The organism is Martelella sp. NC20, assembly GCF_013459645.1.
In the GTDB taxonomy this organism is placed as follows: domain Bacteria; phylum Pseudomonadota; class Alphaproteobacteria; order Rhizobiales; family Rhizobiaceae; genus Martelella.
Window position 1 is genome coordinate 3,861,495 of sequence record NZ_CP054861.1, and the last position, 17,906, is coordinate 3,879,400.

Annotated in this window: 18 protein-coding genes and 1 pseudogene; 2 read left to right on the top strand and 17 right to left on the bottom strand. The window is 60.4% G+C overall.

Going from position 1 to position 17,906, the window contains the following annotated elements:
- Positions 1-19: 19 nt before the first annotated feature.
- The gene (locus tag HQ843_RS18475) at positions 20-1,822 is read right to left on the bottom strand and encodes a DEAD/DEAH box helicase (protein WP_180901782.1); all 1,803 of its coding nucleotides are present in this window, start codon (positions 1,820-1,822) and stop codon (positions 20-22) included.
- Positions 1,823-2,080: 258 nt separating this feature from the next.
- Between HQ843_RS18475 and HQ843_RS18480 the strand changes: the two are divergent.
- Positions 2,081-3,025, top strand: a pseudogene (locus HQ843_RS18480) (IS630 family transposase).
- Positions 3,026-3,187: 162 nt separating this feature from the next.
- On the opposite strand, the gene HQ843_RS18485 reads toward HQ843_RS18480, so the two are convergent.
- The 5 genes from HQ843_RS18485 to HQ843_RS18505 form a co-directional block, all read right to left on the bottom strand.
- Positions 3,188-3,895 (bottom strand): IS5 family transposase, encoded by a 708-nt coding sequence (locus HQ843_RS18485; protein ID WP_180901781.1) that lies wholly within the window; start codon positions 3,893-3,895, stop codon positions 3,188-3,190.
- A gap of 72 nt (positions 3,896-3,967) precedes the next feature.
- Positions 3,968-4,600 carry a hypothetical protein gene (locus HQ843_RS18490; protein ID WP_180901780.1) on the bottom strand — a complete coding sequence of 211 codons (633 nt, stop codon included), beginning with the start codon at positions 4,598-4,600 and terminating at the stop codon, positions 3,968-3,970.
- The gene (locus HQ843_RS18495; protein WP_180901779.1) at positions 4,542-5,291 is read right to left on the bottom strand and encodes an IS4 family transposase; all 750 of its coding nucleotides are present in this window, start codon (positions 5,289-5,291) and stop codon (positions 4,542-4,544) included. The genes HQ843_RS18490 and HQ843_RS18495 overlap by 59 nt, the downstream gene beginning before the upstream one ends.
- A 644-nt stretch (positions 5,292-5,935) precedes the next feature.
- The gene (locus HQ843_RS18500; protein WP_180901778.1) at positions 5,936-6,181 is read right to left on the bottom strand and encodes a hypothetical protein; all 246 of its coding nucleotides are present in this window, start codon (positions 6,179-6,181) and stop codon (positions 5,936-5,938) included.
- Positions 6,182-6,418: 237 nt separating this feature from the next.
- The gene (locus HQ843_RS18505; RefSeq protein WP_246710150.1) at positions 6,419-7,576 is read right to left on the bottom strand and encodes an ion channel; all 1,158 of its coding nucleotides are present in this window, start codon (positions 7,574-7,576) and stop codon (positions 6,419-6,421) included.
- A 326-nt stretch (positions 7,577-7,902) separates the two neighbouring features.
- On the opposite strand from HQ843_RS18505, the gene HQ843_RS18510 reads away from it, so the two are divergent.
- Positions 7,903-8,400, top strand: coding sequence for a DUF2165 family protein (locus HQ843_RS18510; protein ID WP_180901777.1), 498 nt, complete (start codon positions 7,903-7,905; stop codon positions 8,398-8,400).
- Positions 8,401-8,656: 256 nt separating this feature from the next.
- Here the strand turns inward: HQ843_RS18510 and HQ843_RS18515 are convergent, their stop codons facing one another.
- The 11 genes from HQ843_RS18515 to HQ843_RS18565 form a co-directional block, all read right to left on the bottom strand.
- On the bottom strand, positions 8,657-8,977 hold the full coding sequence (locus tag HQ843_RS18515) for a hypothetical protein (RefSeq protein WP_180901776.1): 321 nt from the start codon (positions 8,975-8,977) through the stop codon (positions 8,657-8,659).
- Between the two features lie 4 nt (positions 8,978-8,981).
- A complete protein-coding gene (locus HQ843_RS18520) occupies positions 8,982-9,389 on the bottom strand; it encodes a hypothetical protein (protein ID WP_210275322.1) in 408 nt (135 codons plus the stop codon).
- Entirely contained in the window at positions 9,386-10,336 is a 951-nt protein-coding gene (locus tag HQ843_RS18525; RefSeq protein ID WP_180901775.1) for a glycoside hydrolase family protein, read from the bottom strand. Before HQ843_RS18525 ends, HQ843_RS18520 begins: the two co-directional genes overlap by 4 nt.
- A gap of 267 nt (positions 10,337-10,603) precedes the next feature.
- Complete coding sequence (locus HQ843_RS18530; RefSeq protein WP_180901774.1) at positions 10,604-10,939, bottom strand: hypothetical protein; 336 nt, start codon at positions 10,937-10,939, stop codon at positions 10,604-10,606.
- Complete coding sequence (locus tag HQ843_RS18535) at positions 10,932-12,221, bottom strand: phage head spike fiber domain-containing protein (RefSeq protein ID WP_180901773.1); 1,290 nt, start codon at positions 12,219-12,221, stop codon at positions 10,932-10,934. The genes HQ843_RS18530 and HQ843_RS18535 overlap by 8 nt, the downstream gene beginning before the upstream one ends.
- Positions 12,218-12,715 carry a DUF4376 domain-containing protein gene (locus HQ843_RS18540; protein WP_180901772.1) on the bottom strand — a complete coding sequence of 166 codons (498 nt, stop codon included), beginning with the start codon at positions 12,713-12,715 and terminating at the stop codon, positions 12,218-12,220. Before HQ843_RS18540 ends, HQ843_RS18535 begins: the two co-directional genes overlap by 4 nt.
- On the bottom strand, positions 12,712-13,989 hold the full coding sequence (locus HQ843_RS18545; RefSeq protein ID WP_180901771.1) for a hypothetical protein: 1,278 nt from the start codon (positions 13,987-13,989) through the stop codon (positions 12,712-12,714). The genes HQ843_RS18540 and HQ843_RS18545 overlap by 4 nt, the downstream gene beginning before the upstream one ends.
- Positions 13,989-14,366, bottom strand: coding sequence for a hypothetical protein (locus tag HQ843_RS18550; RefSeq protein WP_180901770.1), 378 nt, complete (start codon positions 14,364-14,366; stop codon positions 13,989-13,991). Before HQ843_RS18550 ends, HQ843_RS18545 begins: the two co-directional genes overlap by 1 nt.
- Entirely contained in the window at positions 14,363-14,833 is a 471-nt protein-coding gene (locus tag HQ843_RS18555) for a hypothetical protein (protein WP_180901769.1), read from the bottom strand. Before HQ843_RS18555 ends, HQ843_RS18550 begins: the two co-directional genes overlap by 4 nt.
- Positions 14,834-14,835: 2 nt before the next feature.
- Positions 14,836-15,276, bottom strand: a complete 441-nt coding sequence (locus tag HQ843_RS18560) for a hypothetical protein (protein WP_180901768.1) — start codon at positions 15,274-15,276, stop codon at positions 14,836-14,838.
- Positions 15,276-17,906, bottom strand: a complete 2,631-nt coding sequence (locus HQ843_RS18565) for a phage tail protein (RefSeq protein WP_180903276.1) — start codon at positions 17,904-17,906, stop codon at positions 15,276-15,278. The genes HQ843_RS18560 and HQ843_RS18565 overlap by 1 nt, the downstream gene beginning before the upstream one ends.

A 17,906-nucleotide genomic window follows, 5' to 3' on the forward strand; every position in this document is an offset into this window, starting at 1 on the left:
CAGGGCCGAAACGCCAAGATCAGGCGGGGCGCTTCGGTTTGCGGCTCTTGTGTTTCGACGTTTTGCCGCGATCGGCCGGAGGGGCCTGGTGTTTGCGGGTCGGCTTGCCGTCCTGCTTGAATTTCGGTTTCGCTTGTCTCGGCTTTTCGCGCGTCTCACCGACCGGCTTGATGATGATGCCTCTCTCGAGGCTGCCGGGCTGCTTGAGCTGTTGCGCATAACCGGCGGCCTTGTCGGCGGAGATTTCGAAACGGGTTTCGGTGTCATCGATCCTGATCGCGCCGACATCGCGTTTCGTCACGCCGCCGGCGTTGCAGATCATCGGCAGCAGGAATTTCGGATCGGCGCGCTGCTTGCGCCCGAGCGAGATGGTGAACCATACGCCGTCCTGCATGTCCGGGCCACGCGGCTCGCGAACCGACGCGTGTTTGTCTGCGGACCGGCGATCGCGAGCGGACGTCTTGTTCTCGAGCGCCTCAGTGGGAAGCGGCAAGAGTTCCTCGGGAACGGGGTGGGCGGCCAATTGCTGGCGAAGGAATGCCGCTGCGATGCGCTCAGGCCCCACCCGGTCCAGCAATTCGGCCACGAATTCCGCCTCCGCTCCGTCGGGCTTAGCGGCAGAAGCTGCGGCATCGATGATCCACCGGCGGTAGCGCGCCTCGATATCGGCAATGCCGGGCGCCGCGCGGACGGTCGCCGTCAGCTTCGCCAATGTAAGCACGCGCTGAGCAGCACCTCGTCTGTTTTCCGGAACGATGAGCACGCAGACGCCCTTTCGACCGGCGCGGCCGGTCCGGCCGGACCGATGCAGCAGGGTCTCCGGGTTGCTCGGCACGTCGGCATGGACCACGAGGTCGAGGTTCGGAAGGTCGATGCCGCGCGCCGCGACATCGGTCGCCACGCAGACACGCGAGCGTCCGTCGCGCATGGATTGCAGCGCATTCGACCGCTCCGATTGCGCCATCTCACCCGAAAGCGACACCACCGCGAAGCCACGATTTGCCAGCCGCGCCGTGAGATGGCGAACCGCCTCACGTGTGTGGCAGAACACCAGGGCGCTTGAGCTGTCGGAATCGAGCAGCGTATTGATGATGGCGTGTTCGCGCTCGTCGCGCCGCACCAGCATCAACTGGTATTCGATGTCGGCATGCTGCTCGGTGGACCCGGTCGTCTCGATGCGCACCGCGTTGTTCTGCACGGTCCTGGCGAGCTCCGCGATGCCGCGCCGCACGGTCGCCGAAAACAGCAGCGTGCGGCGTTCCCGCGGCGCGGCGCCGAGGATGAATTCCAGGTCTTCGCGAAAACCGAGGTCCAGCATCTCGTCGGCTTCGTCGAGAACCACCGCGCGAACGGCGCCGAGGTCCAGCGCTCCCCGCGTGATGTGATCGCGCAGGCGTCCGGGCGTGCCGACGACGAGATGGGCGCCACGGTCGAGCGCACGGCGTTCGTTGCGCATGTCCATGCCGCCCACGCAGGTCGCGATCCTGACCTCGGCTGCCGCGTAGAGCCAATCGAGTTCCCTTTGGACCTGAATGGCAAGTTCGCGCGTCGGTGCGATGACCAGACCGAGCGGCGCGGCGGCCGCGTCGAAACGCTCGCCGCTTCCAAGCAGCGTCGGCGCGATTGCGATGCCGAAGGCGACCGTCTTTCCCGAGCCCGTCTGCGCCGAGACCAGCAGATCGGCGTCGCCGTGATCTTCATTGGTCATCGCCATTTGAACCGGAGTGAGCGCGCTATAGCCTTTCGCCGCGAGGGCGGAGGCAAGGGCCGGATGTATCGCGGCAATCGGGGATGTGGCGTTGGAATCGGTATTCGGCGTCATGGTCACCACCTTTGCTGGTCGCCGAATATCATCATGTGCGCGCTGTGGGTAGCGATAGTTTGCCGGGATCTCCGCCCCTTGGAAAGCTTGGCTGATGACGACACCCAGCGAAATTGACCGGAGGGCGGAACCGGCATCCCGCCCGGGCCCCGGTAGGACAACCAGCTGACTAGAGTCTGTCAGCCCTAAACGGAATCGTTTGGGGATTCCCTTGCGATCGATTTCTCAAGATCATTGCTGGTGAGGAGGCCAGCAATGATGGTGCGACCTCTTTCACTTGATTTGCGAACACGCATTGCGGCAGCGCTGACTGATGGCATGACGGTTCGCGCCGCAGCGGAGCGCTTTGGCGTATCGGCGGCAACAGCGGTACGGATCGGACAGCTCGACCGTTCAGGCAAAGGCCTGAAGCCGGCGAAGATTGGCGGCTATGTCAAGCCGACACTGAGGGGCGCGGCGGCCGACGCCGTGCGTCAGCGGCTGCAGGTCAAGTCCGACTGGACGGTGCGCGCATTGTCGGCTGACCTGAAGGCAGTAGGGATCAACGTGTCTCATGACACCGTCTGGCGGTTCCTGCGCGGCGAGGGCAAGACCTTCAAAAAAACACTGCTGGCAAGCGAACAGGACCGCCCGAAAGTGGCCCGGTTCCGGATGCGCTGGAAGACCCATCAGCATCGGCTTGATCCGGATCGGCTTGTCTTCATCGACGAGACCTGGGTCAAGACCAACATGACACGCACCCGCGGCTGGTGTCAGCGGGGCGAGCCTCTCATTGCAAAAGTCCCTCATGGTCATTGGAAGACGCTGACCTTCCTGGCCGGCTTACGGCGCGACAGCATCGTGGCGCCCCTCGTGCTCGATGGTCCCATCAATGGCATCGCCTTTACCGCATGGGTCCAGCAATGTCTGGTCCCGACACTCAAGGCCGGTGACATCGTCATCCTCGACAATCTGGGAAGCCACAAAGGAAAGCCGGCACGCGATGCAGTCCGCGATGTCGGTGCGCATCTCTTCTTCCTGCCGCCCTAAAGCCCGGACCTCAATCCCATCGAGATGATGTTCGCAAAGCTCAAGACGCTCGTCAGAAAGGCGGACGAACGAACCGTCGAGACAACATGGAGACGTATCGGTGAACTCCTCAAGCTCTTCAGCCCCCAGGAGTGCTCCAACTATCTCAGACATGCAGGATATGGTTCAGAATAAACCTGACAGACTCTAAGTGGGGAGCGGGTCGATCTGGATGTTATTCACCCGTCCGCTACCGCAGAGCTGTTGCTCGGAATTCCGCTAGCCCCCATTTAGGTCGTTCGAAGGAATGCGGACCGACCTGTAAAAGCTGCCATTCGTTGCGCAACGTGTGAAGGTCTATAGAGGTGTCTTCTCGAAGCGCGTTGCGACCCTGCGGAAATGCTTGAGCTTGGAGAAGCAGCATTCGATGAGGTGGCGCTGGGCATAAAGGTCCTTGTCGAGTGGGTATTTCCGGGCACGGGAGGGATTGTTAGGAATCACCGCCACAGCGCCTTTGTCCGCGATGGCATCGCGTAGGCGATCGCTGTCATAGGCGGTGTCGGCCATGACGATATCGGCAGGCAGGCCCTCGATCAGGGCATCGGCTTGTGGCGCATCGCCCTTTTGGCCTGCGGTCAGTGTGAAGCGGACCGGGCAACCGAGACCGCGCACCGCCATGTGGATTTTGGTGCTCAGGCCCCCGCGAGAGCGGCCAAGGGCTTGATCTTCAGCCCCTTTTTTTGCACCAGCGGTATGCTGATGAGCGCGGACGATGGTGGAATCGACAATCAGATATTCGAAGTCCGGATCATCGGACATCGCCGCGAACATACGCCACCAGATGCCCTTTTTGCTCCAGCGGCTGAAGCGGCGGAAGACACTGTTCCATTCGCCGAACACTTCCGGCAGGTCACGCCAGGGCGAGCCGGTGCGCACGATCCACAGCACGGCTTCCACAAACATCCTGTTGTCGCGACCCGACGACCCACGCGTCCGATCATCACCAATGCTGTGCCGCGATATCCGCTCCCACTGCTCGTCCCGAAGGATCAACCGGTAATACACACATCACTGCCTGCAAAAGACAGTCTTGATTCTGATTTGCTCAGACTTGGGAAGCCCAAGAGTCCACACGACCTAGCTCGTCATTTCGACCTTGAAGACAAGGTCATATTCGGGCCGCGTGCCGTGCGACCAGTCGTCTTTCTTGAGCGAGATCGTATGGGGGCCGCTCGCAAACTCGAAGTCTTCCAGGGCCTCAATCTTTCGCTCTATCCGCTTGGTTGGCTCTGATTGGCTTGCCTTGAGCAGGAGATAGAGCGCTGCCTGTGAAAACAGCGCTCGCGCCTCATCATCACTGTCAGGCGCATTGACGTTGAGTTTGAGCTTGAGCTGTTTTGCGCAACTCGCTTCGCCTCCGATGGAATAGGTGATGTTGTTAAGCGAAAACCCCTTGCCAACCGGCTTGAGGTGGGATTCTGCAAACCACTCCCCTTCATAGCCCTGATGGTAGTCTCCCGTTTCAAGCTCGAAAGCCTGCATGAAATCCTTTGCTGACCATGGCGACCAGCCATCCTTCGGGTCGACTGGTGGCGGTGACTTCTCGCGCTTGAGAACGGTCCGCACGCCCTCGAATACTTCGCGGATCGCTTTTTTCGTTTCGGGGCGCTCTCGCTGCACAGCCCTTTGCCAGCGTTCGAGATAATCGAGATTAGTGCGGCAGTTGATGGCCGCTTGCCGCTTCGCGTACCTCAGGAGCTTTTTGTCCATCCGGTGAGCCGCAGGCCAGGGGCTGTTCAGCGGTGACGTCGATCATGGTATTGGTCTTCAGGCGGGTGACGAAACGTGCGCCGGCCTGATCGATCCTGGCCCACCATGCGAAGTCATAGTAAGCCAGATCAAAGACATAGGTCATGCCCGGCTCTATCGGAGCCGCTTTTGCCGGCGTGATGTCATTGGTCTTCTGACCGCTGAGGGATGCGGCGACAGGCAGACTTTCATGCGGGTCATAGTTCACATGCAGCTTGATGGCCCGATGGTCGTTGACCATATCCGCCCACCCGCTTTTCGTGGCTGAAAGCTGAATGCGCGTGGCATCGAGAATCCGCACGGCATCGGCTATGTGGCGGCGGGTCCGCCGGCTGGCCGTCGTCGCCATATGGGCGAACAGATCGGCATAAAGGGCCGCCGGTCTTGTGGCATTGGCATCGGCAAGGGTTGTTCGCGCCACCGGTCGGGCGCCGACATGATAAAGCCGGGCTTCATGGCTGGAAAGGCCGGCTTCGATCTCGCGCAGGCTTGAAGCGCCTGAAAGCTGGCCGAATAGCAGCGCCAGAAACTGGCCTTTGGTGGAAAGCCGGCGCACGCGATGATCCGCGTTATGCTCATCCACAAGACGTTCGAACACGCCCCACGGAATATGCTTTTGTATCTGATGGAAAACGCTATTTTGATGTTGCATGGCATTGACCTCCTGCTCGTGTCCAGAACGCCGCGAAACGTCTGAAAACAAGTAGAATCAATGTCATGCGCCTTGTCTACAAATTTAAACCGGACACTAGTGGGGTGTGCACGAGAAATGGCCATTTCGTGCATTCTTATGCTTCATTGGCATTCATATAAAGGTAATGGCGACCCCTGCAGGATTCGAACCTGCGACCGTCGGCTTAGAAGGCCATGGCGCAATCCAGATAATTCAGAGTATATGCGGCGTTTTCCTGTAAACCGGAACCTATGAAAACATTGACGAATTCATAGCTTGTGTAAACCTATTTCGCCAGAATGGCATGGCCGGCGAGCCCGCATAGTCGCCGGCCTGAAACGCCGCCATGAGTACTGCGGCGACCTCGATATCGGTTCGATAAATCGGGGTTGCATTGAAATGCGCGGAGGCGTTGTGCCGCCGCTGTTTCCGGCCACCGCTCCTGAGTATCCCCTCAAGCGCTATTCGCGTATCCGCCTGGCCGGCGGCAAATATGCCGAGTGGCCACGGAATCCGAAGGTGCCTCCCCGTCACCAACATTGAAGTAGGTGACGAAGAGTTCAGGCCGGATCTCGCCACTCAGACCAAGGTCATCACGTGCGGGGGTCTGAACTTTGCTATTTTCAATCATCCTTCGAAAGGTCGATGATACTGCCGCAGCTATGGAGCAAACGCGGGCTGGAAAAGTACCCGTTTTCATCGTCCACAGTGACCTCAAAAGCCGCGACACCGGCGAAGCGGGATGCCATTGCATCCACGGTTCGTTCGGCGGAGGCAGCGGAGCTGGCCTCCCTCATTTCACCGGGCGTCAGACTTCCCCTCCTCCCTTTCTTGAAGGGCATGATGATGATTTTCTGTTTTTCTGACATTTCGACTCTCCGTTAATTTCGTTCTTGTTTCGTTCTCATTTTTTAATATGTCAACAGAGTTTCTTCTGACCTTGAGAAACGGTTGAGAACGAGTGGCTCTTCAGACCGACGCCCTGCGTTCGGCCTGTCCAGCAGTATCTTGAGCCTTGAGCGCCTCTTATCCTCGGCGCAGCCATAACCGCAACGACTGCGCCGTTGGTCAAAGCCAATTGGCCGGCGCCATGCGGTCACTTTCGGTCAGCCAAGCCGCAGCAACTGGTCCAGCAGGTGATCGGTCTTGATTTCCTCGCCGCTCAGCGCCATCGCGACCAGCTCTGCCCCGATGACGGGCAGTGCAAGTACCGCGTCAGGCTTTACCCGACGCATCCGGTCCATGTTGTGCGCATCATTGACGGCCAGCAAGGTTCGCACGTCCGGATTGACGTCCTTGGCTGCAAGCGAGACAAAAGCATTGTCGGAATCGCTGTCTTGCAGCGCCAACACGGCTCGCGCCTGCCTCACCCCGGCACTTTCGAGCACCTCGCTGTTGGTCGCATCGCCGACGATTAGATCATCGGGCGGCTCGATGCCGGCCTGTGGGGCCGCACCCCATATTGCGGTTACCTGAGTTCCGCGCTTTTCCAACGATTTGACCACGTTGCGGGCCAGTGCATTCTGGCCAGCGACGATAATATGACCGGTTCGTTTCATATGCTTCTTCCTGGGTTGCAGCAGGCTCATCATGCGCCTGTTGATCACCGGGCCGGCGATTGTCGTCAGTGAAGTGGCAAACACAACCAGTCCAAGAACGATCAGCGACATGGTGAAAAGTCGCGCGTCGTCCGTGTGCGGGGTAATGTCGCCGTAGCCGACCGTGGACATACTGACGACGGTGAAATACAGCGCCGAGCCGAAATTGCCGATTGCTGGTGAAAATCCCTTGCCGAGAACGTAGCTGCCGAGAACGCCGTAACTCACGGTGAGCAGGATGCCCACGAGAGCGAACAGTGTTCCGATGGTAAGGCTGGCCCGGTGAAAACTCTGCCGCGTCAGCAAAAGCGAGATCAGCAGGAACACGCTATAGGCAACCAATGCAGAGTTGGGATCCGAGTGCAAGAGGAGCTGCAGGGCGAGCGATGCTGCCGTCATTAAAAGCGTCAGTACCCAGGCCAGCCTCGATCGCCAGAGCAGCCCAATCGACAAAAGCGTCAATAGCCCACCGACCAATTCCTGCGAGACGCCGCGTATCGCGAGCACCTTGAAACCTACAGACAGGCCGCTGAGGTCACTCACCGGAACGGGCAGAACGGAAATCAGGCTCTGAAGCGATCCGAACACCGGCAATAATTGCAGCAAACCACCGATACCGATAGCAAGTGCCAGCGGGACATGGGGAAACCACCATCCCATGTGCATTGAGCGCCAGTGTCTTCCCCTGACTATTCTCGCCCACAACGGACGATCGCTCTCCCCCATGCAGAAAACTCCATTCTCACATGTTCAACTCATGAATCTTGGGTTCCCCCAGCCGCTGGTACGCTGATGCACCTCGTGGGCCGCTCATCCAGCTTCATAGCAAAGCGTTCAAAAACAGTCACGCAGACAGTGTGAGGCACACTTGTGCCTCGACCGCATGTGCGAGAGACTTCGCGCGTGAACGGCCGTAAGAGTTGTTGGGAGAACGACAGCGCTAGCTCAGCATGTCGTTACTAAAAGAGGAAATACCAAGGAGTTAGGTTAATATGACTATCCGGCTGTCAAAGTCCTTTATGGTGCTTGCCATTGCTTTTTTTGCTTCGCTCGTGGCATTCGGCAACATCACGGATTACGGATCCAATTTCGCTTTTGTTCACCACGTTTTCCTGATGGACACGGTTTTTCCGGACTCGTCGATCAGGTATCGCGCAATTGAATCCGAAGCGCTCCATCATGCGGGGTACATCTTCATTATTGCGCTGGAGACGCTCACCGCGCTCCTTTGCTGGGTGGGCGGGTTTAAGCTGCTCGCTGCCAGTGGCGGCTCCGCGAAAGAGTTTAACGCCCGCAAGAAATGGGCGATAGTTGGCCTGACCATAGGTTTTCTGACCTGGCAGGTAGGCTTCATGTCGATTGGCGGCGAATGGTTCGGCATGTGGATGTCCGAACAATGGAACGGTGTGCCAAGTGCCTTTCGCTTTTTCATCACGATCATTGCCGTTTTGATTTATCTTGTTCTTCCCGACACAGATGATGCCGTTTAGGCTTGATCGTTCTGGCTCTGAGAAAACTTGCTTCGGACCGTTTCGCCCTCATCTCGAATGAGGGCGACATTTTCCTGGAAGCGAGCTATTGCCTCTTGCCATTATATAATCCCGGTGCCTGTTGTCGGAAGGATACCCGGCTGAATTGCGGACAACCACTTACCTGAAATCTTCGGTTCTCCAGAGCCATTTCAGTTCTCAATTTCCTGCCATATGGCGTCCCGGGCCCGCCCCCGGCTTCCCGAGGCGGTTACCGTCACCGGCCGATCGCCTTGATCGCTGCGGTGACCCAATCCGAGACGGCCAGCGTCACGCCGCCGCCGAACATGGCCGCGCCCAGCATCCAGCCGCGACCCATCTGCTTGATCCTCTTGTATTCGTCGACCATGACTTCCGCCTTTTGCAGCCGACTCCGTATCACTTCCTGCTGATCAAGCAGTTTTTCGTTTTGGCGCTCGACAACCTCAATCCTCTCATAGAGTCGCCGGCGTTTCTCCTCGTTTCGGACCTCGGCCTTGAGGAGAATTTCCAACCCGCTCTTGATCTCGCCGACCGACTGATACAGCTCGTTCGTCACGCGATCACCTCCTGATGACAGCCCTGAGCGCTCCGGCGCCGGACCCGACGTAGAAAATCCACTGGATCATATTGCCTGCCCAGGCCCGCATTTCAGGCGTCGGCAGATTTGCGACATCCCATGGAAAATTGAAGACGCTGTCGAGAATGACCGCAGACCACCAGAGCGCCAGCGGGCCGAGGAACGCGGCAGCGAAAATCCAGAACCACGGGAATGAAAGCTTGTCGGTATTGTAGTCCGCCATGATCCGCGTTTCGTTGACGACCTGCCGTAGGTACTCGGCCGACAGATCGGCCGCGATCTTTTCCCGGTCGTTAGCGAGCTCGCCGCGCTTTTCGATCAGCGTGATCGCCCGATCAACAATGCCGCTCCCGCCAAGCCGCGCAAGTAAGGCCACAAGTGAAGCAATCATACCTCCACCACCCTGCCCGTGAGGCTATTGAAGCGCCGCGCAATGACATCGCTATAGCGCCAGGCGAACCACGCCATGGCAACAATGGCAACACCGCCAACAATCCAGCCGACCGGCAGGCCTGATGCCCAGGCGACAGCACCGGAGGCCACGGCCGAAGCTCCGGATTTCTCCGCGGCATCCTTCAACGCCGCCATATCGCGCCTGAGCTGCGCGATCGTCGCCGGGCCGATGATGCCGTCGTTTTTCAGATGCGGGTGCGCCATCTGGTAGGCCTTCACGGCCGCTTTCGTCTTCTGCCCGAACCAGCCATCGATTTCGCCCGGATCGAAGCCGCGTTTCTTCAGCATGGCCTGAACCTCGGATACGACTGGATCGCCGTTCGCCGGCGCGGTATCGCTCGAAGTGCGCGGCACACCTTCAGGGGCAGAGGCAGCCGTGTCGACACCGGTATAGATGCCTTTTTCGAACAGCAGAGCCTCTTCCTTGCGCCGCCGCACCAGCCCCGGCAGCTTTTTGCCCTTCGAGGTGTTGTAGTGGCTGGCGAGGTAGTCGGCTGCCGCCTTCGGTCGCCCTGCCCGCCACAGCGTGCCGAACCGCCATTTGCTGACCACGCGGCCACCGAGATTAAAGGCCGCGCTGGTGGCAGCATCCATCTGGCACTGGGTACGGTCGGCAGGTGAATTGTCGACGACTTCCCTGCCATAGCCACTGTCGATCACCGCCACGAAGATCACGTCCGACTGTTCGGTCGTGATCTTTGTCTTGCCGGGAACGAGCTTCGTGATCCCGAGCTTCGCGAACTCACGCCTGCAGTAGGCGGACTTCATCGTGAAACCGGTTCCGATCGTCGGCGTGCCGGTCGGATCGAGATAAGCGGTCTGGGGATTGCCTTCATGAAGGCGCACGAAAGCGCGCCCCCGGCGCGAGACCGTGGTGATTTCCATGTCGATTTTCCTTCTGATGGTGACCGCCAGACGGTCTGAGATGCGATAGGTCAACGCCAAGTGGACCAACAGCAGCCCTCGACCGCAGGCCCGATCAAGACGAACCTTCGAGGATTTGCTGTTTCAATGAGCTGCAGAAACATGCACACTCGCACGGTCCCTAATTGGGGGCGCTGGGTGCGGTGGTTGTTTTGTGCTGCCCGGCGGGTATCTCTGCCAAGTGTGACCCCGCCGCGCCATGGCCGTGAGGCCATGGCCACCTGCCTGCTAGGCGAACTGCTCCGCCGGCGTTTCCGGTTGCGGCGCAACCACGTAAGCCAACAGCGCCTCGGGAAGACCCGCACCATCCGCAAGCCGGATATTGACGTGGAAGCCGGGGACGGTCGCCATCACCGGATAATCTGCGCCCTCGGCATCGGTCTCCGCCTCGCCGGTCGCCGCATAGACCATGCCGTCACAGGCGGCACCCACCGCCTTGACGATCAGCATGCCCGTCGGCAGGCCGGTGTCGTGATAGGTGATCTGATCGAGAGCAAGACCGGCCACTTCGAAAGCAGCGAGCGCTTCGGCGTGATCGGCGAATTTCAGGAACGCATCATGCATAGGACACCGCCCTTGCCTGAAGATCGGCGTCCGTAATTCGGTACGGCCAGATCACGAGTTGGTCATACCATCCGTTGGCGAAGTTGCCAGTGGCGTTGCGGCCAAGGTAGACCTGCGACAGGCCAGCCTCTTGTGTTTCGGGGTTAGATTGCACGACCCCACCCTGATAGCTCCCCGACATTTCGTCTTCGGACCACCCAAACGCGGCGCCAAAGCTGGGTACTGGCTGCTCAACCGGCGTGTGCAAGATAACGTTGGGCCTCCCTGCCACGATACCGGAAGTTATGGCTAAGAGGAAATCCGTTGATGCCGGGCCTGACAGTAACCTACCTCCGACACCATATGCGCCTTCGCCCTGCACCAGCACACTCGCCTCCTCGCGCCGCAGCAGTGCGGCAACGGGCTCCGTCAATTGCGCCCTGTCGGCGGGTCGGGTGACGGTGGTTCCTGCGGTCGGAATATAGGAGGTGGAATGGGAACCCGTCTCCAGCTGGGTTCCGTGGACGATGACTTTTTCCGCCCCGGTCGGCGTCCAGCCGTCAATGCCGGCTGCGTCCGTCGCGTTCAGGCCTAAGAGCACATTGCCGGTCCCGGCCGCCATCGTCGCGGTCACGGTGATCTTGTAGAAACCGTTCCCGTCTGCCGTCATCGTCCGGGCGACCGCCCCGGACGTGTTCCCGGCCACGCCGTTGAGAAGATCGAAGGAAGCCAGAGGAAGGTTCGATCCGTCGTAAAGGCGGATATAGAACCATCGATGGCCTGCGTATTTCACGCGCAGCGTCAGGGTATAGGGCTGGGCGGAAAATGTGACCGGCCGATAGATGTAATGGCTTCCCGCCTCCGGGGCTGCGACAATGGCGCAAGCATCATCGGGTGCGCCGGATGGGCCGGCCTCTGTCTTCACAGCCGAGACCCGGGTCTTCAGCCATGCGGCATTGGTAAAATCATTCGAGTGGGTCAGCAAATTCGTCGCCGGCCCCTCCAGCAGCAATTGACGCCGCCCAAGGGTGTAATCGAAGCGCGGCTGATCGGCCGCAGCCAACTGGATCAGTCCGTCAGCATCGATATAGGTGGCAGCGCCGGCGCGAGTGAAATCCACCACGCTGTCAAAAGGCGCGGCGGCATCTGACAGCATGTAGCGTTGACCCGAGAAATCGAGGATCGCCGCAGGCCCCAGCGTCTGTCCGGTGTCCGCGTCCCCAGCTTGGTACGCAGCGGAATTCCACCATCTTCCCCCACCTCTCCCAGGCGTCAGGCTCAACCCAACGCTAAAGCCGATCATGGCAGAACTCCCACAAGATCAATAAACGCAGCGTCGATAGCGTCGACGCTCGCAACCGACCCGTCCGCGATCGCAGCCAGTACCGCCGCCCGGCGATCGAAGGTCGACTGAACGAATTCACCGCCGGCCGTCGCCAGCGCGATCGCGTCTTCGGCCGTCAGGCTCACGATCCCCTCGCTGGCGTCGAAATTGAAGGTCCGCCCCGCATCCTGCTGGGCAAGCATCGCCATGCCATTGATCAGCGCGATCGCGCCGTCATCGCAGCGGACCCGAACGCCGTTGATCTCGGTCCCAGCAATCCGGGCGCGCCACGACAGGTCGCGGGCATAGGCGGCGAGCTCTTCCTTTGTCGGCTCGGCCGGCACGGTCGGAACGGCCGTCCCGCTCTCCTCGTATTTCATGGGCGGTTCGACGCCATAGGCCTGATAGTGGCGCGGAAAGCCCTTCGTGCCGAGGCGCGCGCCATCGACCACCATTTTTGCCGGATCGCTCATGCCAGATCCTCCTTGTCTGCTTCTGGGATCAACAGGCCGGTTTCCGGGTCGGCATTGCCGAGCGTCTTGACGACCGGGTCGTTGCGATCGGCAACCACTCGCCAGGCAACGAGATCGCCGCACTCATCGTCTTCAGCGATGATCTCGAACTGCCCTCCGGCAACGGGTCCTGGCCGCAGCCGCGCGAACCCATCCTGGTTCTGCAGCGACGTAACGATGGTGTTCTGCGTCAGCGCCGCCCAGGTGCCGGTCGTCAGATTGCTGGCGGCGTCGATGTCCACCGTGGCCCGACCGCCCTCGAGCCGTGCGACGCCCCAGGCCTCGACGCCGTAATGCGGGCTTTCGGTCGAGGAGAAGATCAGGTCGCGATTGAAGGGGTCGAGCGGATGGTCGATCAGGAAGTTCTTCGAAGCCCCGTTGATCGATCCCGGGACGGTAAGGGATCCGTCTGAACGAAACTCCATATCCACCCAGGCACCGCCAGCGCTAAGGCGGAAAAGCCAAGTATAGTAAAATCCTACTCTTTCCAGCGCCTGCATTTCAGCACGAACAGCGCCGGCAGCCGCGCTTTGTTGAAGTATCAGAGACCGGGTATTATTAAACGCGCCACCTGATATGAACCAGCCCGTGCTAATGAGAGAGCCCGAAACATCCGGGGCAGCGGCGTTAACCGGTGTATAACCCAACGCGGCCTGTGCCCCTAATGTACTGCGCGCCGAAGACGCATCGGCATCATCCAGCAATGTTTTCGCGAATGCCGAAACGCCAAGTGTTGTGAGCGCAGCCGATGCGTCGGCGTCATCCAGCAATGTTTTCGCGAACGCCGAAACGCCAAGTGTTGTCAACGCCGTGCTCGCATTCGCGTCATCGATCAGCGATCGTGCGAAGCTCGTCAGTGTGGTCAATTCGGCAGTGCCCGCACCGCTGAAATAGGCCAGTCTGTCAGCCGCAGGCGTCAGCCCGGCGAGGGCTGAGAGCGTCTCATTGTCGAGCCGCTGGATATAGTCCGCAAGCGCCACCGCATTGGCGATCACTTGGTTGGCGTCATCCTGCCGCTGCAGAGCATAGGCATAGGTGCCAGTCGCGCCCGTCCATTCGGTCGCGGCGGTAATCTCTGTATTGCTGTCGACGCTCGCGATCGGCAGCGGGTTGCCGGCGGCCTGCGGATAGATGACGCCGCCGGCAATCAGCGCCGTCGCCCAGCCCGTGCCATCGCCGGTCACGGCCGTCGACCCGTTGGTGAGCGTGATCGTGCCGGTGGTGTAGGCGGTCATCAAATTACCTCGTCGAAAATGAATGCGGTGATTGTCAGGGACCGGCCAACCATGTTGTAGAATTTGATCCGGTCGTAATAAGGCTCGAAGCGCGCATAGAAGGTCTTCTCGCCGGGAATGGTGTTGTCAGACGCCTTGAGCACGATGAACGGCGGAAGCGCGTAGTCTTTTGCCGTGTTGACGGTCACCGTGGAAGGCGGACTGCCCGAAGATCGGGCGGGCACCGTCGCGGTCACCATCTCTTTCGGGGTCAGCGGCAGCATGCCTTCCTTGATCGTCAGGTTCTGATCGGCCGCCGTCAGGGCATCGTGGCCCGGCATCGAAACGCGAAAGCGAAACGCGCCGCCGTCATTGCCAATGAACACCCGCCTCGTCATGTCGCCCTCTTCAGGATGATGTAATAGAAATCGAAATCCGCGTTGCGCGGACCGGTGTCAGCGTAGGCCTTGGCCCTGATCGTCGCGTTGTTCTCCAGCCAGACGCCGAAGGAGAAATCCACCTCGCCCAGGGTCGTGTCCCCATTGGCGCAACTGCTCGTCGGGTAATAGTTGGAGTCCACGGGGACCTTGTTTGCGTTGTGCGGATTGGCGTAGGTCATCGACCCGTAGAACAGCGGGGCATATCCGAGGTCGGGAAAATTGACCGTCGCCCACCATGTCGAGTAGCCGTCGCCGGTGGTCCGCCCCATGCGAAAGCGCCCCTCGGCATGCACGGCGACATTCTGATAGCGGGAATCCAGAAGCAGCGCTCCGGTCGGATTGACGACGTCGTCGCCGGGCCGGCTCAGGAATGCGCCGGAAACGCCGAAGGTCGGATGTCGGCCAATGATGATGCGTCTTACCATGGTCAGACCCCGAAAACGCGATAGTGGATCAGGCCGGGATATCTGCGATACCCGCCGCCGGAGATGGACGGCCTGGCAAGCTCGATCCGGTCCGGATAGACCCTGGAACCATCTTCCACGGCGCTGGTTTCTATCCGCAGTTCTCCAAAACCAGCGCCGTCATACGGCGTGCTCGCGCCCTGGTTCTCGAATGTGACATAGGCGGCCGGCACATAGCCGGGCGACGGAAAGGCGATGACCAGCGGCGCTGACGTCGACGTCAGACCATCGTTTCCGCCGACCGGCGCCGGGTCCGTCATGGTCCCGGCCGCGATCAGCACGCCGGAGAAATTCCAGTTGGAATCAAACAGCTTGTTCCTGTCGGAAAGCCCGCCGTCATGGGCATCATATCCCGGCTTCGTCAGCAGGATGCGGCCCGCCGTCATCAGAAATCGCGTTGCCATCAGTCGCTCACCGAGAGGTAATCATTATTGAGATCGAGCCTGGTCTTGCCGCTTGATCCCATCAGCAGGCCGGCAATGATCGTGCCGATATGGCTGGCGTTGAGCTTCAGAACGCCGCCCTCGAACAGGAATGGACGCTGACCGTTATTGAGCACCACAAACTGGTCGGCATTGACTGCAAAGCGCGATCGCTGCACGCCGCCCTCCGTGTAGATTTCGAGGTAGAACCCGCTTTCGCGATAGATCCCGCCCGTGCCCGCCCGCAGCAACACGGAAAACCGCGCATTGACGCCGCTCTGATCAGCCGCCGCTGCAAACTTCACCTGTCCGGACGCGAAATTCTCGTTCAACTGAGCGGAAAGCTCTGTCGTCTGTTCTGCAAGCGCTTCATCGGCGGTGGCGCGGGCAATCGTTTCCTCGACAATCGCCGCCGTTGCATCATCCAGCTCCGCGCCGAAAATTGTGATCTGTTGCGCAAGCGCCTCGTCTTCCGTCGCGCGCACCAGCCGTTCTTCCGTGATCTGGGCAAGCGCATTACCGGTCTGCTGCCTCAGTTCCAGACGGTCAAGCAGGCCGACGGAGCCTTGCAGCGACATCGATGTGACGATGTCTGCGAGCCGCAAATTCTGATAATCAAAATCAGCCTGCATCTCCTCGAAACGTCTACGCACATCCTCGCCCACAGTCTCAAGCGTAACATCGAGGTCGGCGAGCACATTCGGCGTTGTCACCGACAACCAGGCGGACCATTCCGTCGGCCGGGTCGAGGCCGGCACATAGCGCCCGCGCACCTCATATTCGGTGTTGGGCTGGAACACCGGCTGCAGCAGCGCATAATAGGGGCTGGCATAGCGCGTGCTGTCGCTGTCGAAGACAACGTCGCCGGACGCCGCATGCCGCACCTGCACCCAAACCCGCTCGACATCCTCCAGCCCGCCAGCCCATGAAACCCGGATGGTCGGCCGCCAGGCCGCGCCGGAGGCGTCGTAAAGCGTCGCAGGCTGAACCGTCCAACCGGTCATCACCTGGGTTGGAACGCCGATCTTGCCGACCCATCCAACCGCCGTCGGCAGAGCATCTGCCGCAGACCAGTCATAATCGGCCGGGTCGATTTCCTTCAGTGACACGACGACATTCGCGCTCATGGGCGCTGCGACGGCGACAATCAGGAATTTCTTGTTGTCATAGCCGTTGCGCACGCTTGTCCACGACACGACGTCATTCGGCTCCAGCGGCCATGCATCCGGCGGCAGGCATATCTGATGCGCGCGGAACCGGCGCGCATCGTTGAGCATCGCCAGCATCAGCCGCTGCACCTGCCCGCCATGGGGGCAGGCTTCGAAGCTCACGCCCTGCGGCAGGCGGCGGTTGCCGTCCAGCACTTCCAGCGCGCTGTCATAACGCGCCGGCGCATCCTTCATCGTCCACTTCTCAGCCGGCTCCGGATAGGTCGCCTCGACCGCGTTGACGGTATCGTCAAGCGATCCATGCGGGGAAAACGACTGCCCCTTCGTGATGACGACATCATCGTCCGAAAAGGCATAGACCGCGCTGCCCGGCGCGCCGACCGAAATCTTGAACACGCCGCCGACCTCGGCAAGCCGGGCATTGCAGGCAAGCCGCAGTTCCTCGATCGCGTCGAGCGGACGTTGGTCACCGCGAAACTCATAACCACCCCGAAATGCAGGAACCGGGCCGGCGCCGTCATCGACCAGAGCGTCCGCCTCATTCATCGCCGCCATCCAGTTGGCGGCGGGCAGCCGATAGGCGCTCAGGTTCTGACCGCCATAGATCCACTGATTGCCGCAATAGATGCCGCGAATGACATTGTAGGTAATCACCGGCAGATTGTTCGACGGTTCCCATGTCGCCGGATTGTCCCATCGGTGTGCGCCACTGCCGCCGACGGAACTGTCCTTGCGCGGATCGTAGAGCGGGATTGAGCCCAGCTCGAACAGCATGTTCGGCGCGCTCGAAAACAGGTCGCGGTCGTAGCGGCAGGTCACGATTGCGTAAGTGACGCCTCGACCGATCATAGCACTGGCAAACGGCCGGTCGGCATCGCTGCCGAAACGCGAGACAAGATAGCTGTCGGCCGATGTCTGCGAGCCGTCGTAGAATTTCACCCACATGTAATCAGCGCCGCCGCGCCGATATTCGGCCACCGGATAACCGAGCTCGCCATGCGCCTCACCGGTCAGAAGCGTCAGTTTCTGGTCATCCGCCCAAACGCCGTTGAGCCCGGACTGCGGCAGGCTGCTCAGTTCGATCACGTCGACGAAGTAGGCGTTCGGCGTTCCGTCGATATCACCCCAGGTGCCCGCATATTTGCGCCGCCCAGCGGTTGCGTAATCGCCGGCGATGAAGGTGAGCGGCTGATTGTCGCCCATCCGGATCGACAGGTTGACGCCGCGATCGCGGGTGTCGGCCTTCTGCTGTTTGCCGGTAATTGCCTTTTGCAGCAGGCTGGCGCCGACGCTGAGACCGATGCCAATAATAGCCTGCCCCACGGCGCCGAGCGAACCGATCCAGCCGGCGACGGCCCCGATCGCGCCAAGCAGTGGCGCGGCATGCGCCGCCGTCGCCGCGCAGAGAAACGCGGCCAGCGTATAAAGCGGAAATCGTGTCAT